Origin of the sequence: Limnohabitans sp. (genome assembly GCF_017848645.1) — a bacterium.
GTDB lineage: Bacteria > Pseudomonadota > Gammaproteobacteria > Burkholderiales > Burkholderiaceae_C > Limnohabitans_A.
The window spans coordinates 1-21,733 of the sequence record NZ_JAFEIF010000047.1 but is presented as its reverse complement, the minus strand read 5'-3'; the positions used below and the strand labels follow the sequence as shown (position 1 = coordinate 21,733).

Sequence of the window (21,733 nt, the reverse complement as noted above, 5' to 3'; positions counted from 1 at the left end):
ACGCGGTAGATCACGTTGTTTTCGAACCACTCGAAGCTCTTGTTGGTGGCCAGGTTGTTCACCGAGGTGGGCGACTTGCGCGCATCGATGGGGCCGCCCATCATGGTCATGGTCAGCGGGGTTTTTTCGCCGCGGCTGGCCATCAAGGACACGGCGGCAAGCACTGGCACCGTGGGCTGGCAAACGCTCATCACATGGCAATGGCCATAGGTGGCTTGCAGGTGGCGGATGAATTCCTGCACGTAGTTGATGTAGTCGTCCAGGTGGAACTCGCCGTCCGACAAAGGCACCAAGCGGGCGTTCTTCCAGTCGGTGATGTAGACCTTGTGGTCTTGCAGCATGGTCTTGACGGTGTCGCGCAGCAAAGTGGCGTAGTGACCCGACAAAGGAGCCACGATCAGCACCGCAGGCTGGGCCTTGAGTTGGGTCAGGGTCGCAGGATCGTCCGAAAAACGCTTGAAGCGGCGCAGCTCGCAAAAGGGCTTGTCGATTTCGATGCGCTCGTGGATGGCCACATCCGTCTTGTTGACCTTGACGGTGCGGATGCCGAACTCGGGCTTGACGTAGTCCTTGCCCAGGCGGTGCATCAGGGCGTAGCCCGCCGACACACGTTGGGCCAGAGGCGTTTGGGCCATGGGGTTCAGAGGGTTGCTGTAGAGCTTGGCTGCTGCTTGGGCCAGATCGGAAAAAGGCTCCATGATCGAGCGTTGGGTTTCAAAAATCTGATAAAGCATGTGACAGTTTCCCTTGCAACAAAAATGGTGCGCTGCAGCAATACTACAGGAGACCAAGCGGTATTTTTTGAGTCTGCCCCCTAATTGACAGTCACCTTCCGGACCGCCCAAAAAGAAACCGCCCCGTCTGGGGCGGCTGCAAGCTTGATGTCAGTCAATTCAAACGACTTTGGCGATCGAAGCGCACACGTAGTCGATGTTTTTGCTGTTCAGCGCCGCCACGCACATGCGGCCGGTGTCGGTGCCATACACGCCGAACTCGCTGCGCAGACGCACCATCTGGTCTTTGGTGAGGCCCGAATAGCTGAACATGCCGATCTGGCTGGTGATGAAGCCCATGTCTTGCTTGACCCCAGCGGCTTTGAGGCCATCGACCAGCTTTTGACGCATGGCCTTGATGCGCACACGCATTTCGGCCAATTCGCTTTCCCACTGGGCGCGCAGCTCGGGGTTGTTCAGCACAGCCGCCACCACCGCACCGCCGTGGATGGGCGGGTTGGAGTAGTTGGTGCGGATGGCGATCTTGAGTTGCGACAGCACGCGTGAGGCTTCTTCTTTGTCAGAGGCCACCACCGACAGGGCGCCCACGCGCTCACCGTACAGGCTGAAGCTCTTCGAGAAAGAAGTCGACACGAAGATGTTCAGCCCCGCCGCCACAAACTTGCCGATGACTGCGCCGTCTTCGGCAATGCCGTGGCCAAAGCCCTGGTAGGCCATGTCGAGGAATGCGGTCAGGCTCTTGGCCTTGACCACGGCAATGACCTGGTCCCACTGGGCGTCGGTGATGTCATAACCCGTAGGGTTGTGGCAGCAGGCGTGCAGCACGACGATGGTGCCGGCCTCGGCCGCGTTCAGGCTGGCCAGCATGCCGTCGAAGTTCACACCGCGCTTGGCCGCGTCATAGTAGGTGTAGCTCTCGACTTCAAAACCCGCGTTGATGAAGATGGCGCGGTGGTTTTCCCAGCTGGGGTCGGAGATCATGACTTTGGCCTTGGGGCTGACTTTCTTCAAGAAGTCGGCACCGATCTTCAGGCCGCCGGTGCCGCCAATGGCTTGCACGGTGGAGACGCGACCAGACTTGACCACGTCGGATTCAGCACCAAAAACCAGTGCTTTGACCGCGTTGTCATAGGCCACGATGCCGTCGATGGGCAGGTAGCCACGCGCGGTGGGGGTGGCCATCATGGTTTTTTCAGCCGCTTGCACGCACTGCAGCAGGGGCAGTTTGCCGTTGTCGTCGAAGTACACGCCCACACCCAGGTTCACTTTGTTGGGGTTGGTGTCGGCGTTGTACTGCTCGTTCAGACCCAGGATCGGGTCGCGGGGGGCCATTTCGACGGCGGAAAACAGAGACATGGAAAGTCCTTGGATTGTGTTCAGTGGTGGCAGAAAACCCGTTCCTCGGTTAGGCTTTCGGGTTGTCCCTTATTTTAACGGCCCCTGCCGTCTGGTTTGGCCAGGCGGTCCCTACAAAGATGTCCACCGTGCCCGAAGCCCCCGTTGTTGAAGTTGTGTCTGATGCGGACAAGTATGCTGAGGGAAAGTTCATCAGCTACCCGGGTTCCCCGTTTGAGCTCTACCAGCCTTACCCGCCCGCAGGCGACCAGCCCGTGGCCATTGAGCAACTGGTCGAAGGCGTGCACGACGGCGAGGTGTTCCAGACTCTTCTGGGTGTGACCGGATCGGGCAAGACCTTCACCATGGCCAATGTGATCGCCCAGCTGGGGCGGCCCGCCATCGTATTTGCGCCCAACAAAACATTGGCCGCGCAGCTGTACAGCGAGTTCCGGGAGTTCTTTCCCAAGAACGCGGTGGAGTATTTCGTCAGCTACTACGACTATTACCAGCCCGAGGCCTATGTGCCCCAGCGGGACCTGTTCATTGAAAAAGACAGCGCGATCAACGAGCACATCGAGCAGATGCGGCTGTCTTGCACCAAAAGCATCATGGAGCGTCGCGATGTGGTGATCGTGGCCACGGTGTCGGCCATCTACGGCATTGGTGAGCCCGAGAGCTACCACCGCATGATCATGACGCTGCGCACGGGCGACAAGCTGGGCCAGCGTGACGTGATTGCGCAGCTGATCCGCATGCAATACCAGCGCAACGACATGGAGTTTTCGCGCGGCAAGTTCCGGGTGCGTGGCGACACCATCGACGTCTTCCCGGCAGAACACTCCGAGCTGGCCATCCGCATTGAGCTGTTTGACGACGAAATCGAAAGCCTGCAGCTGTTTGACCCGCTCACGGGACGTATTCGGCAAAAGATCCCGCGTTTCACGGTTTACCCGTCCAGCCACTATGTGACGCCGCGTGACAAAGTGTTGGCGGCCGTGGAGACTATCAAGCTGGAGTTGGCCCAACGCCTCAAAGAACTGGTGGGCATGGGCAAGCTGGTGGAAGCCCAGCGCCTGGAGCAGCGCACCCGGTTTGATCTGGAAATGCTGTCCGAAGTCGGCCACTGCAAAGGCATTGAAAACTACACACGGCATTTGTCGGGCGCAGCGCCCGGCGACCCGCCCAGCACGCTAACCGATTACATGCCGCCCGACGCCATCATGTTTCTGGACGAGAGCCACCAGATGATTGGCCAGCTCAACGCCATGTACAACGGCGACAAGGCGCGCAAAACCACACTGGTCGAATACGGCTTTCGCTTGCCCAGTGCCCTCGACAACCGCCCGCTCAAGTTTGAAGAGTTTGAAAAGCGCATGCGCCAGTGCATCTTTGTTTCGGCCACTCCAGCTGACTACGAAAAAACGCATTCGGGCAAAGTGGTTGAGCAAGTTGTGCGTCCCACAGGCCTGGTGGACCCCCAGGTCGAGGTGCGTCCCGCCACGCACCAGGTGGACGATGTGCTGCAAGAAATCCGCATCCGTGTGGACAAGCACGAGCGTGTGCTCATCACCACGCTCACCAAACGCATGGCCGAGCAGCTGACCGATTACCTGAGCGACAACGGCGTGAAAGTGCGCTATCTGCACAGCGACGTGGACACCGTGGAGCGGGTCGAGATTTTGCGAGACCTGCGCCTGGGCGCTTTTGATGTGCTGGTGGGCATCAACCTGCTGCGCGAGGGCCTGGACATTCCCGAGGTGTCGCTGGTCGCTATTTTGGATGCCGACAAAGAAGGTTTCTTGCGTGCTGAGCGCAGCCTGATCCAGACCATTGGCCGCGCAGCCCGAAACCTGAACGGCCGCGCGATTTTGTACGCCGACCGCATCACCGAGTCCATGAAAAAAGCCATGGGCGAGACCGAGCGCAGGCGCATCAAGCAGCTCGCTCACAACGAGGCCATGGGCATCACGCCCAAGAGCATTGTCAAAAAAGTCAAAGACTTGATCGACGGTGTGTACAGCGAAAAGTCGGGCAAGGAAGCCGAACGCCTGGAACAAGCGGCCATGCAAAAAGCCAAGGTCGAAGACATGAGCGAGAAAGACATCGCCCGGGCCATCAAGCAGTTGGAAAAGCAAATGATGGAGCACGCCCGCAATCTGGAGTTCGAAAAAGCCGCCCAGGTGCGGGACCAACTCACCATCCTGAAAGAACAGGCCTTCGGGGCGACAGGCGGCGACAACATCGTGCCGCTGATCCGGGCTTAAGAACCCAGTGAATGACCCTATAACCCGAGTGTTTTGATCGGGATTGGTTTATACTTGACTTGTTTAGTCGGGAACCCGCTTCGGCGGGGCCAAGACCGAGCCCCCACCCACTTCAGGAGTCTGCCATGCGTTTAACCACCAAAGGCCGTTTCGCCGTCACCGCCATGATCGACCTGGCCTTGCGCCAAGACGCCGGTCCCGTGACTTTGGCCGCCATCAGCCAGCGCCAACAGATTTCACTGTCTTATCTGGAGCAGTTGTTTGGCAAGCTGCGTCGCCACAACTTGGTCGAGTCCACCCGTGGCCCTGGCGGCGGCTACACCCTGGGCCGCAAATCCACCGACATCACGGTGGCTGACATCATCTTGTCGGTCGATGAGCCCATCGACGCCACCCACTGTGGCGGCAAGGAAAACTGCAACGGCGGCGATGGCCGCTGCATGACGCACGACCTGTGGGCTTCGCTTAATTCCAAAATGGTCGAGTTTCTGGACTCGGTGTCCCTGCAAAAGCTGGTGGATGACCAATTGGCCAAAGGCCTGGTGGTCGAAAACAAACCCAGCATCAAGCGTGCGATTGCCCCGATGCCGATGAGCCAACCCATCCGCCTGACCGGCCCCAATTCCGTGTTCGACCTGGGCAACGTGTTTGCCAAATCCTGATTGAAAAGAAGTACTCACCATGACCACGCCCCACTTCCCTATTTATCTTGACTACGGCGCGACCAACCCTTGTGATCCCCGCGTGGTGGACGCCATCATCCCTTGGTTGCGCGAGCACTTTGGCAACCCCGCATCCCGCAGCCACGCTTGGGGTTGGGAAGCCGAAGCCGCCGTTGAAACCGCCCGCGAGCAAGTGGCCGACCTGATCGGCGCTGACCCGCGCGAAATCGTCTGGACCAGCGGCGCGACCGAGTCCAACAACCTCGCCATCAAGGGCGCTGCTCAGTTCTACAAATCACGCGGCAAGCACCTGATCACCGTCAAGACCGAGCACAAAGCCGTGCTCGACACCATGCGTGAGCTCGAGCGTCAGGGTTTTGAAGTCACCTACCTCGATGTGCAGGCCGATGGCTTGCTCAACATGGACGCGCTCAAGGCCGCGATTCGCCCCGACACCATCCTGATCAGCGTGATGTTCGTGAACAACGAGATCGGCGTGATCCAGGACGTGACCGCGATTGGCAACCTGTGCCGCGAAAAAGGCATCATTTTCCACGTCGATGCAGCGCAAGCCACGGGCAAGGTCGAGATCGACATGACCCAGCTGCCCATCGATTTGATGAGCTTGGCCTCGCACAAAACCTACGGCCCCAAAGGCATCGGCGCTTTGTATGTGCGCCGCAAGCCCCGCATTCGCCTGGAAGCGCAGATGCACGGCGGCGGTCACGAGCGCGGCATGCGTTCGGGCACCTTGCCCACCCACCAGTGCGTGGGCATGGGCGAGGCGTTCCGCATTGCCAAACTTGAAATGGCGCAGGACAACGCCAAGGCCCGTGCCTTGCACGACCGCTTGATCAACGGCCTGAGCGACATGGAGCAGGTGTTTTTGAACGGCCACGCGACCCAGCGTGTGCCGCACAACATCAACATGAGCTTCAACTTCGTCGAAGGCGAATCGCTCATCATGGGCATCAAAGGTTTGGCGGTCTCATCCGGTTCTGCCTGCACCTCGGCCAGCCTGGAGCCCAGCTATGTGCTGCGTGCCTTGGGCCGCAGCGACGAGTTGGCCCACAGCAGCCTCCGCATGACGATTGGTCGCTGGACCACCGAAGAAGACATCGACTACGCGATCCAGACCATCCGCGAGAACGTGGCCAAGCTGCGTGACTTGAGTCCCCTGTGGGAAATGCACAAAGACGGTATTGATCTGAGCACCATCCAGTGGGCGGCCCACTGAGTTCATACTGACCTGAATACGGAGAAAACACCATGGCATATTCTGAAAAAGTGGTTGACCACTACGAAAACCCCCGCAACGTGGGCTCGTTTGACAAGGGCGACGACAGCGTGGGCACCGGCATGGTCGGTGCGCCAGCTTGCGGCGACGTGATGAAGCTGCAGATCAAGGTCAACCCGACCACCGGCGTGATCGAAGACGCACGTTTCAAGACCTACGGCTGCGGCTCGGCCATCGCCTCCAGCTCGCTCGTGACCGAGTGGGTCAAGGGCAAGACACTCGACGAAGCAGCGGCCCTGAAGAACAGCCAGATCGCCGAAGAGCTGGCGCTGCCGCCCGTCAAGATTCACTGCTCCATCCTGGCCGAAGACGCCATCAAGGCCGCCGTGGACGACTACAAAAAGAAACACCTGAACTGACATGGCCATCTCACTGTCTGCTGCCGCAGCTCGGCATGTGACCCGGTACCTGGCCAAACGTGGCTCGGGTGTCGGTGTGCGCCTGGGAGTCAAGACCACGGGCTGCTCGGGCCTGGCCTACAAGCTCGAGTACGTGGACGAGATCGCGCCGGAAGACGTGGTCTTTGAAGGCCACGGCGTCAAGGTGCTGGTGGACCCGAAAAGCCTGGCCTACATCGACGGTACCGAACTCGACTTCGTGCGCGAAGGCCTGAACGAGGGCTTCCGCTTCAACAACCCCAACGAGCGTGACCGCTGCGGTTGCGGTGAGTCGTTCCGCGTTTAAGCCGCGTTTGAAGTCGACTGTGAGTTTTTGCGTGTGATCTCGCTGCAAGCCAACGACTTCGAGCTGTTTGACGTGCCAGCGCGCTTCGCGCAGGACCGCGCACAGCTCGACGCCCGTTGGAAAGCCCTGCAGCGCGAAGCCCACCCCGACCGCTTTGCAGCAGAAGGTGCCGCCGCCCAACGCGTGGCCATGCAGTGGTCGGTGCGCATCAACGAGGCGTATCAAAGGCTCAAAGACCCGCTCAAACGCGCCGCCTATTTGTGCGAGCTGCGTGGCGCGCCAGTGCAAGCCGAAAACAACACCGCCATGCCTGCAGCGTTCCTCATGCAGCAGATGGAGTGGCGTGAAAACCTCGACGACACCGAATCCGCTCAAGGATTGGAAGCGCTGGCGGATGAAGTGTCTGCCGAGCAGCGCCGTGTGCAGCAAGAACTGGCCCGCTTGCTCGACGAGGTGCAAGACCCTCTGCAAGCCGTGGGGCAGGTGAGGGCGCTGATGTTCATCGAGCGCTTCACGCAAGAAGTGAACGCTAAACTCGACCGATTGACCTGAATTTTCCCGATTGACCATGGCCTTACTGCAGATTTCCGAACCGGGCCAGTCGCCCGACCCGCACCAACGCCGCATCGCGGTGGGCATTGACCTGGGCACCACGCATTCGCTGGTGGCTTCGGTGCGCAGCGGCGTGGCCGAGTGCCTGCCCGATGACGATGGCCGGGTGATCCTGCCCTCGGTCGTGCGCTTCATGCCGGGCCAAGGCCGCCAGATCGGTTTCGACGCGGTGCAGTCTGCTGCTTCTGACCCGGTCAACACCATCGCCTCGGTCAAGCGCTTCATGGGCCGTGGCCTGAACGACATCGCCGACCGCAGCAAGCTGCCGTATGAGTTCACCGCCAGCGAAGGCACAGCGAAGGGTGGCATGCTCAGCATCCAGACGGTGCAAGGCCCCAAGTCGCCCGTAGAGGTGAGCGCCGAAATTTTGGCCACCCTGCGTTACCGCGCCGAAGACACCTTCAACGACGACCTGTACGGCGCCGTGATCACCGTGCCCGCCTACTTTGATGACGCCCAGCGCCAAGCCACCAAAGACGCGGCCCAGCTGGCTGGCCTGAATGTGTTGCGCCTGATCAACGAACCCACGGCTGCCGCGATTGCCTATGGCCTCGACAACGCGAGCGAAGGCGTTTACGCCGTGTTCGATTTGGGTGGCGGCACTTTCGATATTTCGATCCTGCGCCTCACGCAAGGCGTGTTCGAAGTGCTGTCCACAGGTGGCGATTCGGCCTTGGGCGGCGACGATTACGACCAAGCCTTGGCCGACTTCGCCATGGCCCAGCAGCCCGGCTTGCAAGCCGCCACGGCCGAAGATAAAACACGACTCAAGGCAGCGGCCCGTGCGGCCAAAGAAGCCTTGACCACTGCAGACACAGCCAGCCTGAATGTGGCCCTGTCCACTGGCGCTCTGTCGGTGCAGCTCAGCCGCGCTGATTTCGAGCAAGCCACCCAAGCCCTGACGGCCCGCTGCATCACCGCCGTGCGCAAAGCGCTGCGCGATGCGCAGCTGGCCAAAGACGATGTGCAAGGCGTGGTCATGGTCGGCGGCTCCACCCGCATGCCGCAAATCCAGCAGGCCGTGGCCGAATTTTTTGGCCAAGCCCCGCTCAACAACCTCAACCCCGACGAGGTCGTCGCCTTGGGCGCGGCCATTCAGGCCAACCAGCTGGCAGGCAACAACGCCGCAGGCGAATTGTTGCTGCTCGACGTGATCCCGCTGTCGCTGGGCATCGAAACCATGGGCGGCCTGGTCGAGCGCATCATCCCGCGCAACCAGACCATCCCCACCGCCATGGCGCAAGACTTCACCACTTACCAAGACGGCCAGACGGCCCTCGCGCTGCATGTGGTGCAGGGCGAACGTGATCTGGTGCAAGACTGCCGCAGCCTGGCCCGCTTTGAGCTGCGAGGCATCCCGCCCATGGCCGCTGGTGCCGCCCGCATCCGCGTCACCTTCACGGTGGATGCCGATGGTCTGCTGAACGTGGGTGCCAAAGAACAAATCAGCGGTGTCGAAGCCCGCATCGACGTCAAGCCCTCGTATGGCCTGAGCGACGACCAGATCGCCACCATGCTGCAAGAAAGCTTCACCACCGCCCAAGCCGACATGAAGGCGCGTGCCTTGGTCGAGGCGCGGGTCGATGCCGACCGCATGCTGCTGGCCACCCGCAGCGCCTTGGCCGCCGACGGAGATTTGCTGCAAGCGCCTGAGCGCAACGCCATCGACGCACTCATGGCCACACTGCAAGCCGCCGTGCAAACCGAACAAGACGCCAAGGCGCTGGAAGAATGCACCCAGGCATTGGCCAAGGGCACCGAAGCCTTTGCCGCTGAGCGCATGAACCACAGCATCCAGAAAGCCCTGGCCGGTCAAAACATCCAGGCCTTGTAAAAGCCCGACCTGCCCTGAATTGAGAAGACTCTTATGCCCGTCATCAAAATCCTGCCCCACGCTGAGTATTGCCCCCAAGGTGCCGAGATCACCGCGCCTTCGGGCACCAGCATCTGCGAAGCGCTGCTCGACAACCACATCAACATCGAGCACGCCTGCGACATGAGCGCAGCCTGTACCACTTGCCATGTGGTGGTGCGCGAAGGCTTCAAGACGCTCAACGAGATGGAAGAAACCGAGGAAGACCTGCTCGATCGCGCCTGGGGCCTGGAGCCCAATTCGCGCCTGAGCTGCCAGGCCTTTGTGGCCAAGAGCGATCTGGTCATCGAGATCCCGCGCTACACCATCAACCACGCCAAAGAACTGCACTGAGCCGGAGCTGCAAGCCATGCGTCAAATCGTTCTGGACACCGAAACCACCGGCCTGTCGGCCGAAGGTGGTGACCGCATCATCGAGCTCGGTTGTGTGGAGCTGTACGCCCGCAAGCTCACGGGCAACAACTTGCATTTCTATTTCAACCCCGAGCGCGACAGCCACGAAGACGCCCTTAAGGTGCACGGCATCAGCAACGAGTTTTTGCGCGACAAGCCCAAGTTTGCACAGCTGGCCGATGAAATTCTGGATTACTTGGCCGATGCGGAACTGATCATCCACAACGCGGCTTTTGACATCGGCTTTCTGAACAAGGAACTCGAACGCGTTGGCAAAAAGCCTTTGAAGGCCTATGTCAGCGGCGTGATCGACACCTTGGCCATGGCCAAGGAAATGTTCCCCGGCAAGCGCAACAGCCTCGACTCGCTCTGTGACCGCCTCGAAGTCGACAACTCCGGGCGCACGTTGCACGGCGCTTTGCTCGACGCCGAGTTGCTGGCCGATGTCTACATCAACATGACCCGTGGGCAAGAGGCCTTGCTGATCGACGCGGGCGATGCGCCCAGCAACACCCAGACCGTGGTGGTGCAGGTGAATCTGAGCCAATACGTGTTGCCGGTGCTGACGGCCAACGCGCAGGAGCTGGCTGCCCACGAAGACCTGTTGGCGCAACTCGACAAGTCCAGCGGCGGCAAAACCGTGTGGCGTCAGGCACAGGCCGCCTGAGCCGATCGGGGCGGGAAGTCATTGCTGTGAAGGCGCACATTTTTTGCCAAGTTGGGCCCAGATTGGCCGAATTTTTATGCCATAATTGAGGTCTTCGCTACAAGGCGTAGGGCGATTAGCTCAGGGGTAGAGCACTGCATTCACACTGCAGGGGTCGCAAGTTCGAAACTTGCATCGCCCACCAAAATTCAAATTTAAATGAAGCACTTAAAGGTCACTTTAAGTGCTTTTTTGTTGTCCACACGGACTGAAGTCGAACAGGGCCGGCATCAAGCCTTGAGACAACTAGCGCTTTGAAGAGCTTTTGCATGGACGGTATGTTGTTTTTATTTTTACTGCAACCACACAGGTATTGGCACTAAGGGAAATTCGTAAATCTGTGTGTTCAAAAATCCTATATCGAATTAGCAATTGCCTTACTTGCTGTTTTCATTTTTCCATTCATCATATTTTTAAAAAGCCTAAGGCAACGCTATAAATTATTTAATTCTTATGAATTAAATTTAGGAAACTCGGTTGAAGTTCACGAATTGATAAGAAGCTAAAACTGGATTGAGCCCAATCGTGTTCTTTGTTGAAAATTCTTTCAAAAAATTAAAATGCTTTGATGAGATTTAACAAATGAATTACCTCGCGCTTGGCACTGCCAGGACCTTGTTCATGTGCGCAGCGTTTTCACTCGCGGGTTGCGTCAGCACCGACGGTGTCTCTTTTCCTGTCAGTTTCCCCGCTGCATCTCAATACAAACTTAAATCTGCGGCGCATTGGCAATTGATTGCTGAGGATGTTGCGGGTCAAATGAAGCAGTCGCTGATGGCACAAAACCATTTGCAAGCTGCCATTTACTTGGAAGAGCCTGCTCAGCCAACTGCCTTCGAGAGAAGTTTATTGCCAATGCTCAGGGCAGGATTGCTTTCGCAGGGACTCAAGGTCAGTGTAAGAAGTCAAGACGCGGCTGTTCTCAAGGTTCAGGTGAGCAAGGTTTCGCACGTTGCAAGCTATAGACCGGGCACCTTGACCCTTTTAGGTGGCGGGCTGCTGGTGTTGCGAGAAATCGTTCGGCACCACTCACCCGTGTTGATCAATGCCGGTGGAGCTTTGGCCGCCATCACGGCTGATGTTGCCATGACGCGAAACAATACACCGCCAGATTTAGAGCTGATCTTGTCTGTCAGTGTGCAAAAGGAAGGGCAATATTTGGCAACCAGCAATCAGGTTTATTACCTGTCTTCCCAGGACCTGGACATGTACCAAAATTTGCCGCTAACAGGTCGAATTTTTCCAGTGAATGGTCCAGGTGAATCAAAATGAGTGCGCTTTTAAAGTCACTGTGTTTGCTTTGCGCGTTGTTCGTATCGGGCTGTGCGACCGATCTGGACGTGCTGCCAGGTAGTGAAGAGAAAAATCCGCTCATCTCCAGCAACTATGCAGCAGCCGATAGGCTCCTTACGGCTGCTGTGAAACAAGAACTTCTGAGCAAAGACAAACGTGTATTGGTGGCGTCGTGGGTCGATGTGAACCAGGTTTCACGCACCAGTATTTTTGGCAAGATGATGGCCGAGCAACTCGCGAGTCGCTTGGTGCAACAGGGTGTTGCCGTGATCGAGGTCAAGCTGCGTTCCAACCTTTTCATCACAGAAAAGGGCGGTGAGATGCTGCTCTCGAGTGAGATCAAAGAAATCAGTCAGCAGCAAAACGCGACGGCCGTGGTTGTGGGCACCTATACAGATGCGGGGACCTCGGGTGTTTATGTCACTGTCAAACTGGTGCGTGCATTGGATGGGGTGGTGATGAGTGCGACAAACTTCATGGTGGACCGCAAATTGGTGATCAGAATCATCAACCAATGAAACATGACCCATACCCAAATCAAGGCTGGATCGGTCTAAAGGTGGCTTCTAGGCCAAATGGGCTGAAGCACCCAGCATCACCAAAGTAAACGCTGCGACGCCTGCTCAACATGCTGCCATTGAGGATGTGCACCCCCATGATCAGCTCTCCTCGACTTGGGGTCGAGGCGGGGTTGAAGGCTCAACTTGAACCTTGGCCCGCGCCGTCATGGGCAAGCTCAAGGCCATCAGCGCGCCCAGCAGGTTCACGCCAGCGGCAATGCGCATGGCTTGGTCATAACCCTGGGTCTGGTCGTACAGCCAGCCTGCCAGCACCGGCAGACTGATGGCCGCGATGCACCAGGCGATGTACATCTGCCCGGCCACCCGGCCAAAAGCATTGGGGTGCCAGTAGCGCGCAATGGCCCCAGCCGTCAGACCCGAAATGAAGCCATAGCCGCAGCCGATCAGCGTCATGGACAATACCGCCATGCCCGGCCCCGGCCAGGTCAACAGCAGGCACGAACCGCTGAGGGCGATCAGGTGGGCCATGCAGGCCACGCGAGGCACCGCGAAACGATCAATGAGCCAGCCCCCACCAATACGGGCAGCCGCAATCGCACCGGTGATGAACGTGGTGCCGCCGAGCGCAAACAGGCTTTTTGCGCCATAGGCCTGCAAAATGCCAGCGGCCTGGCTCATCACCATCAGGCCCGCCGAAGCTGCAAGAAAGAAAACCGTGAACAGCCGGGCAAACAAGCCCCAGTGGCGGGCCTGGCTGTCGGCTGCACTCGCGCCAGGGTCTTGCATGCGAACCTGCGCACGATGCCAGAGCATGGCGGCGACGGCGCAGCTGGTCAGCACCGTGATCGCCAGGCCCGCCAGGGTGGCGCGCAGGCCAAACGCCTCGATGGCCCAGCCAAAGACCGGTGCGCCCAGCATGGCCCCCATGGGGTACAGACTCACCACGTAGCCGTTGGCCAGCCCGCTCATCGGGCTGATGGTCTGATTCAGACCCTGTTGCATCATGACAAAAACCACCCCGCCGCCCAGTCCGAACAGAACGCCGTAGCCCAGCAGCAAATGCTCGATACCTTGTGCAGCGGCGCAGATCAGCAGGCCAGAGGCGCTGAGTGCGCCACAAACCAGCAGCAGGGGCACGGGTGGGAAGCGGCGGTAAAGGGCGGGTCCCATGAGCATGCCGATCGTGAGAAAGATCGATGCCATGGAAAACACGATCGCCATCTCGGCCCGGCCAATACCCAGCAGCGCCTCCATCGGCTTGAGGAAGACAGAAAACGCATAGACGGTGCCGAACGGCAGATTCACCACCGTGGCCGCCGCCAGGACGAGTGCCCCTCGGCTGATGCCTCGTGAGGTGGGTGAACCGCTCATCGTTGCCCCGCGAGACTGCCGCGATCAAGACAAGCGGGACCCAGCCGACTGGACAGAACAGGATGGGGCATGCGTGGCGTTTTCATTTTTTAGAACGCCAGTTTATCCGACTGAATTTGGCGGGCATGCTCAAGCGCACGGAGGTCAGTTCAGTTTCGTGGAGGCCGTTGGGTTGACGTGGAGCCTAGCCATTTGTCAAGACGCGGCACCCGTCGAGCCATCGGCATTCTGGCAGGAGGGGTAGCCGTCTTACTTCTTGTGGGCACTCTTCCAGTATTCTTGGGTCCGAAGTTCGGAAAAACGCACCCCGCGTGACCCGCTGCCCACAACCCCATAGAGTCCGGAGTGACCCCATGCAAGCCCATGAAACCTTTGAAGCCCTGTTGCCGCTGCGCGCCGATCTGGCGCTGGCCTTGCGTGCTGCTGCCCATCAGGGGCTGAGCGAGGGCGTGTGCAACCACTTTAGCGTGGCGGTGCCCGGCCAGGCCGACTGGTTTTTGCTCAACCCGCGCGGCCTGCATTGGCGTGAGGTGCAAGCGTCGGACATCGTGATGTGCAACGCAGCGGGCGAGCAACTGGCGGGCCCACACCCGGTGGAGCCCACGGCCATGTTCATCCATGCGGCGGTGCACCGCATCGCTCGCAAATCGGTGGTGCTGCACACCCACATGCCCTATGCCACCGCGCTCACCTTGACGGCGGCGCGTGCCTTGGACACCACCTTGTCGCAGACCGCCATGCGCTTTCATGGTCGCCTGGCGGTGGACGCGCACTACAACGGCCTGGCCTTGGACATGACCGAGGGTGAACGCATCGCCCAGGCCATGCAAGGGGCGGATGTGGTGTTCCTGGGCAACCACGGCGTCATCGTCTGCGGTGAACGCGTGGACTATGCCTACGACGACCTGTATTACCTGGAGCGAGCCTGCCAGGCGCAGGTGCTGGCGGCCTCAACAGGTGTGCCTTTGACGCCCGTGGACCCAGCGCTGGCAGCGCGCGTAGCGGAACAGACCAACGGCGAGCGGCTTCAATCAGAGCTCTTTTTCGCCAGCCTGCGGCGGACGATCGGTTGAGTTTGTGACGCGGCAGTGAAGTGATGGGTCAGTTCGGTCGGTATCTTCATATTTGAATTTTGCGCATGTGCACCAATTTCACGCCTACCCAACGCGCCCCATGGGTCAAGGAGAACCTGGGGGTCGATTTGCCCTCGGGCTATCCCGACGAAGCCTATCCGGGCTACGCTGCACCTTTGGTCGTTCAAAGCCACCGGTCCGGACGTGTGGCCTGTGGTTTGGCCCGATTCGGCTTGATTCCCGGTTGGGCCAAAGACGACAAGATCAGCCGTCATACCTACAACGCCCGAAGCGAAACGGTGACAGAAAAGCCGAGCTACCGCACCGCATGGCGGCAACGGCAATGGGGTCTGGTGCTGGTCGATGACTTTTACGAACCCAGCTACGAAACGGGCAAGGCTGTGCGCTGGAAGATCCAGCTGGCCTCGGGCGATCCGTTTGGCATGGCCTGTCTTTGGGATCGATGGAAAGACCCAGTGACAGGGGAGTGGGTGGTCAGTTTTTCCATGCTCACCGTGAACGCCGACGAGCATCCCGTGATGCGCCAATTCCACAAGCCCGGCGATGAAAAGCGCACCCCCGTCATCATTGCCCCGCATTTACACGATCAGTGGCTTTCAGCCGATGCGACTCGAGCCGCTGAGTTGATGACGTGGGCGCACATGCCGGATTTGGTCGCCATGGCCGCGCCCAGATCATTGTGAGCGCATCGGCCATCCGCTAGGGCTGGCGCGCCAGGCCACTTTGTGCCCTGACATCCACAACCCCTCAACGGGTTCAAGTTTGTTGAACCGCGTGCTGGAATTGGCAGATGCAAAAAAGCCCGCACAAGGCGGGCTTTGGGGTTTCGGCGGAGTGCCTGTGATCAACGCTGCACGTCGCGGCGCACAGAGCCGGTGAACAGCTGACGTGGGCGGCCGATTTTGTACTCGGGGTCGCTGATCATTTCGTTGAGTTGGGCAATCCAGCCGACGGTGCGGGCTAGGGCGAACACGCCGGTGAACAGGTTCACGGGAATGCCGATGGCGCGTTGCACGATGCCGGAGTAGAAGTCCACGTTGGGGTAGAGCTTGCGGCTGACGAAGTATTCGTCTTCCAGCGCGATCTTTTCCAGCTCTTTCGCGAGCTTGAACAAGGGGTCGTTTTCCAGGCCCAGCTCTTTGAGCACTTCGTCGCAAGTCTCTTGCATCAGCTTGGCGCGCGGGTCGTAGTTTTTGTACACGCGATGACCGAAGCCCATCAGCTTGACGCCGGAGTTCTTGTCTTTGACCTGGTTCATGAACTCGCCAACTTTGGACACGCCACCCATTTTCTGGATGTCTTCGAGCATGTTCAGGCAGGCTTCGTTGGCACCGCCGTGAGCTGGGCCCCAAAGGCAGGCCACGCCTGCAGCGATGGCCGCAAACGGGTTGGTGCCGGACGAGCCGCATAGACGCACCGTGGAGGTGGAGGCGTTTTGCTCGTGGTCAGCGTGCAGCGTGAAGATGCGGTCCATGGCGCGCTCGAGCACGGGGTTGACCACGTAGTCCTCGCAAGGTGTGCCAAACATCATGCGCAGGAAGTTGCCCGCGTAAGACAGGTCGTTGCGTGGGTACATGTAAGGCTGGCCTACGCCGTATTTGTAGGCCATGGCCACCAGGGTGGGCATCTTGGCAATCAAGCGGATCGCGGCAATGTGGCGGTGATCCGGGTTGTTGATGTCGGTGCTGTCGTGGTAGAAGGCCGACAAAGCGCCAATCAGACCGGTCAACACGGCCATGGGGTGTGCGTCACGGCGAAAGCCTCGCAGGAAAAACTGCATCTGCTCGTTGACCATGGTGTGCTGGTTGACCAGTTTGTGGAAGTCCTTGCTTTGCTGGCCCACGGGCAACTCGCCGTTCAGGAGCAGGTAGCAGGTGTCCAGGTAGTCGGCCTTGTTGGCCAACTGTTCGATGGGGTACCCGCGGTACAGCAGTTCGCCCTTGTCGCCGTCGATGTAGGTGATGGCCGACTGGCAAGAAGCCGTGGACAGGAAACCCGGGTCATAGGTGAACATGCCGCTTTGCGCGTACAGCTTGCGGATGTCGATGACGTCCGGACCGATGTTGCCGGAGTACACGGGCATGTCGATGCTGGGGCTGCCATTGGTGAACGACAGGGTGGCTTTGTTATCGGCGAGTTTCATGGTGGGTTTCCTCTTGGTTTCCAGGGTTGAACCTTGGCAGGCTCAGGCTCTCAGCATGTCCAGGACTTCGCGCACCTCATCGGTGCTGATCTCGGTCTGCAGCTCCGTGCGGCGCAACAGCAAGTCCATGAGATCGTTGTCTGACAGGTCCATCAGCACGTACATGCCCCGGGCCTGGCCAATCGTCAGCGCAGTGGCGTGACGGTTGAAAAAGCGCTCGATGAACAAATCGTTCTCGAGCAGCCCGCGTCGGCTGCGCCAGCGCAGCTTGCTCAGCGACCGCTCGCTCAATGGGGCGAGGCGGTCAGCGCCAATTAGCGACGCGTCTTCCAGGATCGGGGTGACGGTCATCAGACGGCGCGGCGAACCATCATTTCTTTGATCTTGCCAATCGCCTTGGTGGGGTTCAGACCCTTGGGGCAGACATCGACGCAGTTCATGATGGTGTGGCAGCGGAACAAGCGGTAAGGGTCTTCCAGGTTGTCCAATCGCTCGGCAGTGGCTTCGTCGCGGCTGTCGGCGATGAAGCGGTAAGCCTGCAGCAAGCCAGCGGGACCCACGAACTTGTCAGGGTTCCACCAGAAGCTGGGGCAGCTGGTCGAGCAGCTGGCGCACAAGATGCACTCGTACAAACCGTTGAGCTCGTCACGCTCTTCCGGGCTTTGCAGGCGCTCGGTTTCAGGCGGGATGGTGCTGTTGATCAAGTAAGGCTTGATCGAGTGGTATTGCTTGAAGAACTGGGTCATGTCCACGATCACGTCGCGGATCACGGGTAGGCCGGGCAGGGGCTTGAGAACGATGGTGCCGGGCAGGGTGTTCATGTTGGTCAGACACGCCAAACCGTTTTTGCCGTTGATGTTCATCGCGTCCGAACCGCACACGCCTTCGCGGCAGGAGCGGCGGAAGGAAATGCTGGGGTCCACGGCCTTGAGTTTCATTAGGGCGTCGAGCAGCATGCGTTCATTGCCGTCCAGTTCGACCTGGATGGTTTGCATGTAGGGCTTGGCGTCCTTGTCAGGGTCGTAGCGGTAGATTTGAAAAGTGCGTAGGGTCATGGAAGAACTCCTGGTGTATTCGGGGGGTGGACCGCCACCTTGGGTGCGCGGTCCGAACAATCTTTAGAAGGTGCGAACCTTGGGTGGCACGGAGTCCACAGTGAGGGGCTTGAGCTTGACCGGCTTGTAGGTCAGGCTGTTGTCGGCGCTGTGCCACAGGGTGTGCTTCATCCAGTTGGCGTCGTCGCGACCCAATGGGGCCACGGCGTCGTCCACGGGGCGCTCGTAGTCGCTCACAGTGTGGGCACCACGGCACTCGCGGCGGGCAGCGGCAGACACCATGGTGGCTTGTGCGCTCTCGATCAGGTTGTCCACTTCCAGGGCTTCAATGCGGGCGGTGTTGAACACTTTGGAGGTGTCCTTCAGGCCGATGGCATTGACGCGCTCGCGGATGGCAGCGATCTTTTGCACGCCTTCGTCCATGGAGGCTTGGGTGCGGAACACGCCAGCGTGTTGCTGCATGGCCGCGCGCATGTCGTTGGCCACGTCCTGGGCGTATTCGCCGCCACGGCCTTCGAGCTTGTTCAGGCGGCTCAAGGTGAAGTCTGCGGCGTCGGCGGGCAAAGGCTTGTGCGACTTGGTTTTGGAGGCGAAGTCGACGATGTGGTTGCCCGCTGCGCGGCCAAACACCAGCAAGTCGAGCAGCGAGTTGGTGCCCAGGCGGTTGGCGCCGTGCACCGACACGCAAGAGCATTCGCCCACGGCATACAAACCGTTGACCACGGCGTTGTGGTCGGTGGCGTTTTGCGTCACAACCTGGCCGTTGATGTTGGTGGGGATACCGCCCATCTGGTAGTGGATGGTGGGCACCACCGGGATCGGCTCTTTGGTGATGTCGACGTTGGCGAAGTTGACGCCGATTTCGTACACCGAGGGCAGACGTTTGTGGATGGTCTCTGAGCCCAGATGGTCCAGCTTGAGCAGCACGTAGTCCTTGTTGGGACCGCAGCCACGGCCTTCCTTGATTTCCTGGTCCATGCAGCGGGACACGAAGTCACGAGGGGCCAGGTCTTTCAGGGTGGGCGCATAGCGCTCCATGAAGCGCTCGCCATTGCTGTTGAGCAAGATCGCACCTTCGCCACGGCAGCCTTCGGTCAGCAACACGCCAGCACCGGCCACGCCGGTGGGGTGGAATTGCCAGAACTCCATGTCTTCCAAAGGAATGCCGGCGCGAGCGGCCATGCCCAAGCCGTCACCGGTGTTGATGAAGGCGTTGGTGGAGGCGGCATAAATGCGGCCTGCGCCACCGGTGGCCATCAGCACGGTCTTGGCGTGCAAGACGTGCAGGTCGCCGGTTTCCATCTCCAGGGCCGTGACGCCGACCACGTCGCCTTCGGCGTCGCGGATCAGATCGAGTGCCATCCACTCCACGAAGAAGCTGGTTTTGGCCGCGACGTTTTGCTGATACAGCGTGTGCAGCATGGCGTGACCGGTGCGGTCAGCGGCAGCGCAAGCGCGTTGCACAGGCTTTTCGCCGTAGTTGGCGGTGTGGCCGCCAAATGGACGCTGGTAAATCGTGCCGTCAGGGTTGCGGTCAAACGGCATGCCCATGTGCTCCAGGTCGTACACGACCTTGGGCGCTTCACGGCACATGAATTCAATGGCATCCTGGTCGCCGAGCCAGTCGGAGCCCTTGATGGTGTCGTAGAAGTGGTAGTGCCAGTTGTCGTCGGACATATTGCCCAGCGATGCACCGATGCCGCCTTGGGCCGCCACGGTGTGTGAACGTGTGGGGAACACTTTGGACAGGACTGCGACATTGAGGCCGGCGCGGGCCAGCTGCAGCGAGGCACGCATGCCCGAACCACCGGCGCCGACGATCACGACGTCAAACTTGCGGGTGGTGATTTTGTCTTTGGTATAGCTCATGGTTTATCTTGGTTGGTGTGGTTTCAGCGCAATGACAGGCGAGGGCTGACGCATCACAGGCGCCACAGGGCCTGAACAGCCCAGCCGGCACAGCCGACCAGCCAGACGAGGGTGAAGACGTGCAAGGCCAGGCGCAGGGCCAGGGGCTTGACATAGTCCATCCAGATGTCACGCATGCCCACCCAGACGTGGTAGAGCAAGGCGATGATGACGGAGAAGGTCAGGACCTTCATCCACTGCGAGGCAAAAATGCCAGCCCATTCTTCGTAGCCGATGGGGCCGGAGGTGAAGATCACTTGGGCCAGCAAGACCACGGTGAAAAGCGCCATCAGGACGGCGGTCACACGTTGGGCCAGCCAGTCGCGAAAGCCATAGCCAGCACCGGTCACGATGCGTTTGGAGCCGTAATTCACGGACGACATAGGTCAGTTTCCTTGTTGTTTTGAATGAGGGGCGGAGAAATCAATACAGGCCAAACAGCTTGGCACCCAGCACGGCGGTCAAGCCCAGGCTCAGCACCAAAGTGGCCACGGCAGAAGACTTGCCGAATTCTTTGGTCACGGCATGGAAAGCATCCATGTAGATGTGGCGCACGCCAGCGATGAAGTGGTGCAAATAGGCCCAGATCAGGGCCAGGGCCAACAACTTGAAGAACCATCCGGGCACAAAGCCGATGCCGATGCCGAAAGCGGCTGACAGCTTGGCAAATGAAATCTCGGAGGTGATGGAGTTGTCAAACAGCCAGATGAACAGGGGCATGAGCAAAAACATCAGGAAACCGCTGATGCGGTGCAGGATGGAGACAATGCCAGCGGCCGGCAGGCGGTACGAGGGCAAGTCTTTCAGAGCGTTGATGTTGCGGAATTCAGGCCGCTTGCGGGCGAGTTCGGTCATGTGGGTACTTTCTGGGTGTAACGCGTTTGTGTTGTAGATAACAAGCCGGGTGGATTCTATTGCAACGCAGCAAACTGACGCGAGCATTTCAGCGACAGTCTTCTACAAGACGTGGCAGGCGGGTCCGGGTCAGTTCAAATCGTTGCGGTAATGGTGGGTGTCGGTGCGGTAGAAGCCGCGCCGCAGCTCCATCGGGGTGTTGTTGTAGGTGTAGGCAATGCGCTCCACGCTGAGCAAGGGGGTGTTGGGCGGCAGCTGCAGCAATTCCCTTTGGGCCTTGTCGGGTAACACGGCCCGGATCTTTTCTTCGGCACGCACCATGCGCACACCGAACTCGGTTTCAAACAGGGCGTACATGGGGCCGTGGTAGTCGGCCAGGCGCTCTGCCGTCAGGCCCTTGAAGGGGGTGCCGGGCAACCACAGGTCTTCCAGGATGGTGGGGACGTTGGCAAACGAAAGAACTCTTCGCACTTGCAGAACAGTGTCGCCAGAGCGCAACGCCAGCGCGCGCGCGATCTCGGCCGAGGCGCGCAAGCGCTTGCAGTCGACGATCTCGCGCTGGGCAGGGCCTTCGGTGTTGAGGTCGCCTTGGTCGGGCACCAGTTTCAAAAACCGGTATTGCACTTGGTGCTCTGCGTGGGTAGCGACAAAGGTGCCTTTGCCTTGCTTGCGGATCAGCAGGTGACCGCTGGCCAGCTCGTCGATGGCTTTGCGCACGGTGCCTTGGCTGACCCGGTAACGCGCAGCCAGTTCCATTTCGCTGGGAATGGATTCGCCGGGCTTCCACTCGCTGGTTTGCAGGCTTTGCAGGATCAAACCCTTGATTTGCTGGTAGAGCGGGCTGAACGCGGGTGTTGCAGCTGGCGTTTCGGTAGCAGAAACGGCAGCAGCTGGGGGGGCTTCAGTTGGGGGCAATGAGTGGTTCATGGG

General features: G+C 59.6%; 23 protein-coding genes and 1 tRNA gene. 14 read left to right on the top strand and 10 right to left on the bottom strand.

Translation table 11 applies throughout. The features are described from left to right. Positions 1–734, bottom strand: a 734-nt coding sequence (gene phaZ, locus QZ190_RS10705; protein ID WP_291915977.1) for a polyhydroxyalkanoate depolymerase, incomplete at its 3' end; no start/stop codon positions are given. Positions 735–893: 159 nt separating this feature from the next. Next, positions 894–2,090: an amino acid aminotransferase gene (locus tag QZ190_RS10700; protein ID WP_291915972.1), complete on the bottom strand. Its 1,197-nt coding sequence runs from the start codon at positions 2,088–2,090 to the stop codon at positions 894–896. A 119-nt stretch (positions 2,091–2,209) separates the two neighbouring features. On the opposite strand from QZ190_RS10700, the gene uvrB reads away from it, so the two are divergent. From uvrB to QZ190_RS10640, 12 genes are all read left to right on the top strand, one after another. Continuing rightward, positions 2,210–4,336: an excinuclease ABC subunit UvrB gene (gene uvrB, locus QZ190_RS10695; protein WP_291915969.1), complete on the top strand. Its 2,127-nt coding sequence runs from the start codon at positions 2,210–2,212 to the stop codon at positions 4,334–4,336. Positions 4,337–4,461: 125 nt separating this feature from the next. After that, positions 4,462–4,998, top strand: coding sequence for a Fe-S cluster assembly transcriptional regulator IscR (iscR, locus tag QZ190_RS10690; RefSeq protein WP_090139271.1), 537 nt, complete (start codon positions 4,462–4,464; stop codon positions 4,996–4,998). Between the two features lie 19 nt (positions 4,999–5,017). Then, positions 5,018–6,235: an IscS subfamily cysteine desulfurase gene (locus QZ190_RS10685; RefSeq protein WP_291915965.1), complete on the top strand. Its 1,218-nt coding sequence runs from the start codon at positions 5,018–5,020 to the stop codon at positions 6,233–6,235. 32 nt (positions 6,236–6,267) lie between these two features. Further along, on the top strand, positions 6,268–6,654 hold the full coding sequence (iscU, locus tag QZ190_RS10680; RefSeq protein WP_062405706.1) for a Fe-S cluster assembly scaffold IscU: 387 nt from the start codon (positions 6,268–6,270) through the stop codon (positions 6,652–6,654). 1 nt (position 6,655) lies between these two features. Beyond that, positions 6,656–6,979: an iron-sulfur cluster assembly protein IscA gene (gene iscA, locus QZ190_RS10675; RefSeq protein WP_019425275.1), complete on the top strand. Its 324-nt coding sequence runs from the start codon at positions 6,656–6,658 to the stop codon at positions 6,977–6,979. Between the two features lie 36 nt (positions 6,980–7,015). Then, the gene (gene hscB / locus QZ190_RS10670) at positions 7,016–7,531 is read left to right on the top strand and encodes a Fe-S protein assembly co-chaperone HscB (protein WP_194945250.1); all 516 of its coding nucleotides are present in this window, start codon (positions 7,016–7,018) and stop codon (positions 7,529–7,531) included. Positions 7,532–7,547: 16 nt separating this feature from the next. After that, positions 7,548–9,425: a Fe-S protein assembly chaperone HscA gene (hscA, locus tag QZ190_RS10665; protein WP_291915951.1), complete on the top strand. Its 1,878-nt coding sequence runs from the start codon at positions 7,548–7,550 to the stop codon at positions 9,423–9,425. 33 nt (positions 9,426–9,458) lie between these two features. Further along, positions 9,459–9,797 carry an ISC system 2Fe-2S type ferredoxin gene (gene fdx / locus QZ190_RS10660; RefSeq protein ID WP_090139274.1) on the top strand — a complete coding sequence of 113 codons (339 nt, stop codon included), beginning with the start codon at positions 9,459–9,461 and terminating at the stop codon, positions 9,795–9,797. Between the two features lie 16 nt (positions 9,798–9,813). Next, the gene (gene dnaQ / locus QZ190_RS10655; RefSeq protein WP_291915948.1) at positions 9,814–10,524 is read left to right on the top strand and encodes a DNA polymerase III subunit epsilon; all 711 of its coding nucleotides are present in this window, start codon (positions 9,814–9,816) and stop codon (positions 10,522–10,524) included. A gap of 109 nt (positions 10,525–10,633) precedes the next feature. After that, positions 10,634–10,708: transfer RNA gene (locus QZ190_RS10650), tRNA-Val, on the top strand. Positions 10,709–11,145: 437 nt separating this feature from the next. Beyond that, positions 11,146–11,835, top strand: a complete 690-nt coding sequence (locus QZ190_RS10645) for a hypothetical protein (protein ID WP_291915945.1) — start codon at positions 11,146–11,148, stop codon at positions 11,833–11,835. Continuing rightward, positions 11,832–12,374 carry a FlgO family outer membrane protein gene (locus QZ190_RS10640; RefSeq protein ID WP_291915940.1) on the top strand — a complete coding sequence of 181 codons (543 nt, stop codon included), beginning with the start codon at positions 11,832–11,834 and terminating at the stop codon, positions 12,372–12,374. The genes QZ190_RS10645 and QZ190_RS10640 overlap by 4 nt, the downstream gene beginning before the upstream one ends. Positions 12,375–12,515: 141 nt before the next feature. On the opposite strand, the gene QZ190_RS10635 is transcribed toward QZ190_RS10640, so the two are convergent. Further along, positions 12,516–13,748 (bottom strand): nitrate/nitrite transporter, encoded by a 1,233-nt coding sequence (locus tag QZ190_RS10635; protein WP_291915938.1) that lies wholly within the window; start codon positions 13,746–13,748, stop codon positions 12,516–12,518. 353 nt (positions 13,749–14,101) lie between these two features. Here QZ190_RS10635 and QZ190_RS10630 point away from each other — a divergent pair, with 353 nt between their 5' ends. Together QZ190_RS10630 and QZ190_RS10625 are read left to right on the top strand one after the other, a co-directional pair. Beyond that, the gene (locus tag QZ190_RS10630; protein WP_291915936.1) at positions 14,102–14,821 is read left to right on the top strand and encodes an aldolase; all 720 of its coding nucleotides are present in this window, start codon (positions 14,102–14,104) and stop codon (positions 14,819–14,821) included. Positions 14,822–14,886: 65 nt separating this feature from the next. Next, entirely contained in the window at positions 14,887–15,525 is a 639-nt protein-coding gene (locus tag QZ190_RS10625; protein WP_291915934.1) for an SOS response-associated peptidase, read from the top strand. 161 nt (positions 15,526–15,686) lie between these two features. Here QZ190_RS10625 and gltA read toward each other — a convergent pair whose 3' ends face one another. The 7 genes from gltA to QZ190_RS10590 form a co-directional block, all read right to left on the bottom strand. Next, on the bottom strand, positions 15,687–16,985 hold the full coding sequence (gene gltA / locus QZ190_RS10620) for a citrate synthase (RefSeq protein ID WP_291915932.1): 1,299 nt from the start codon (positions 16,983–16,985) through the stop codon (positions 15,687–15,689). 42 nt (positions 16,986–17,027) lie between these two features. Continuing rightward, on the bottom strand, positions 17,028–17,336 hold the full coding sequence (locus QZ190_RS10615) for a succinate dehydrogenase assembly factor 2 (protein ID WP_291915930.1): 309 nt from the start codon (positions 17,334–17,336) through the stop codon (positions 17,028–17,030). After that, on the bottom strand, positions 17,336–18,040 hold the full coding sequence (locus tag QZ190_RS10610) for a succinate dehydrogenase iron-sulfur subunit (protein WP_019427020.1): 705 nt from the start codon (positions 18,038–18,040) through the stop codon (positions 17,336–17,338). The genes QZ190_RS10615 and QZ190_RS10610 overlap by 1 nt, the downstream gene beginning before the upstream one ends. Positions 18,041–18,103: 63 nt before the next feature. Continuing rightward, positions 18,104–19,909, bottom strand: coding sequence for a succinate dehydrogenase flavoprotein subunit (gene sdhA / locus QZ190_RS10605; RefSeq protein ID WP_291915925.1), 1,806 nt, complete (start codon positions 19,907–19,909; stop codon positions 18,104–18,106). Positions 19,910–19,962: 53 nt separating this feature from the next. Further along, positions 19,963–20,331 (bottom strand): succinate dehydrogenase, hydrophobic membrane anchor protein, encoded by a 369-nt coding sequence (gene sdhD / locus QZ190_RS10600; RefSeq protein ID WP_090142047.1) that lies wholly within the window; start codon positions 20,329–20,331, stop codon positions 19,963–19,965. Positions 20,332–20,371: 40 nt separating this feature from the next. Beyond that, entirely contained in the window at positions 20,372–20,803 is a 432-nt protein-coding gene (sdhC, locus tag QZ190_RS10595) for a succinate dehydrogenase, cytochrome b556 subunit (RefSeq protein WP_291915921.1), read from the bottom strand. Between the two features lie 129 nt (positions 20,804–20,932). Continuing rightward, entirely contained in the window at positions 20,933–21,730 is a 798-nt protein-coding gene (locus QZ190_RS10590; RefSeq protein ID WP_291915980.1) for a GntR family transcriptional regulator, read from the bottom strand. Positions 21,731–21,733: the final 3 nt, after the last annotated feature.

What these genes read in the sequence shown, in the direction of transcription:
- uvrB (WP_291915969.1), top strand. Translation starts at nt 2,210, where the DNA reads ATGTCCACCGTGCCCGAAGCCCCCGTTGTTGAAGTTGTGTCTGATGCG.
- QZ190_RS10635 (WP_291915938.1), bottom strand. Translation starts at nt 13,748, where the DNA reads ATGAGCGGTTCACCCACCTCACGAGGCATCAGCCGAGGGGCACTCGTC.
- iscA (WP_019425275.1), top strand. Translation starts at nt 6,656, where the DNA reads ATGGCCATCTCACTGTCTGCTGCCGCAGCTCGGCATGTGACCCGGTAC.
- QZ190_RS10625 (WP_291915934.1), top strand. Translation starts at nt 14,887, where the DNA reads ATGTGCACCAATTTCACGCCTACCCAACGCGCCCCATGGGTCAAGGAG.
- dnaQ (WP_291915948.1), top strand. Translation starts at nt 9,814, where the DNA reads ATGCGTCAAATCGTTCTGGACACCGAAACCACCGGCCTGTCGGCCGAA.
- QZ190_RS10700 (WP_291915972.1), bottom strand. Translation starts at nt 2,090, where the DNA reads ATGTCTCTGTTTTCCGCCGTCGAAATGGCCCCCCGCGACCCGATCCTG.
- fdx (WP_090139274.1), top strand. Translation starts at nt 9,459, where the DNA reads ATGCCCGTCATCAAAATCCTGCCCCACGCTGAGTATTGCCCCCAAGGT.
- sdhD (WP_090142047.1), bottom strand. Translation starts at nt 20,331, where the DNA reads ATGTCGTCCGTGAATTACGGCTCCAAACGCATCGTGACCGGTGCTGGC.
- sdhC (WP_291915921.1), bottom strand. Translation starts at nt 20,803, where the DNA reads ATGACCGAACTCGCCCGCAAGCGGCCTGAATTCCGCAACATCAACGCT.
- QZ190_RS10590 (WP_291915980.1), bottom strand. Translation starts at nt 21,730, where the DNA reads ATGAACCACTCATTGCCCCCAACTGAAGCCCCCCCAGCTGCTGCCGTT.
- gltA (WP_291915932.1), bottom strand. Translation starts at nt 16,985, where the DNA reads ATGAAACTCGCCGATAACAAAGCCACCCTGTCGTTCACCAATGGCAGC.
- QZ190_RS10615 (WP_291915930.1), bottom strand. Translation starts at nt 17,336, where the DNA reads ATGACCGTCACCCCGATCCTGGAAGACGCGTCGCTAATTGGCGCTGAC.
- QZ190_RS10645 (WP_291915945.1), top strand. Translation starts at nt 11,146, where the DNA reads ATGAATTACCTCGCGCTTGGCACTGCCAGGACCTTGTTCATGTGCGCA.
- QZ190_RS10685 (WP_291915965.1), top strand. Translation starts at nt 5,018, where the DNA reads ATGACCACGCCCCACTTCCCTATTTATCTTGACTACGGCGCGACCAAC.
- iscU (WP_062405706.1), top strand. Translation starts at nt 6,268, where the DNA reads ATGGCATATTCTGAAAAAGTGGTTGACCACTACGAAAACCCCCGCAAC.
- QZ190_RS10640 (WP_291915940.1), top strand. Translation starts at nt 11,832, where the DNA reads ATGAGTGCGCTTTTAAAGTCACTGTGTTTGCTTTGCGCGTTGTTCGTA.
- sdhA (WP_291915925.1), bottom strand. Translation starts at nt 19,909, where the DNA reads ATGAGCTATACCAAAGACAAAATCACCACCCGCAAGTTTGACGTCGTG.
- QZ190_RS10630 (WP_291915936.1), top strand. Translation starts at nt 14,102, where the DNA reads ATGCAAGCCCATGAAACCTTTGAAGCCCTGTTGCCGCTGCGCGCCGAT.
- hscA (WP_291915951.1), top strand. Translation starts at nt 7,548, where the DNA reads ATGGCCTTACTGCAGATTTCCGAACCGGGCCAGTCGCCCGACCCGCAC.
- QZ190_RS10610 (WP_019427020.1), bottom strand. Translation starts at nt 18,040, where the DNA reads ATGACCCTACGCACTTTTCAAATCTACCGCTACGACCCTGACAAGGAC.
- iscR (WP_090139271.1), top strand. Translation starts at nt 4,462, where the DNA reads ATGCGTTTAACCACCAAAGGCCGTTTCGCCGTCACCGCCATGATCGAC.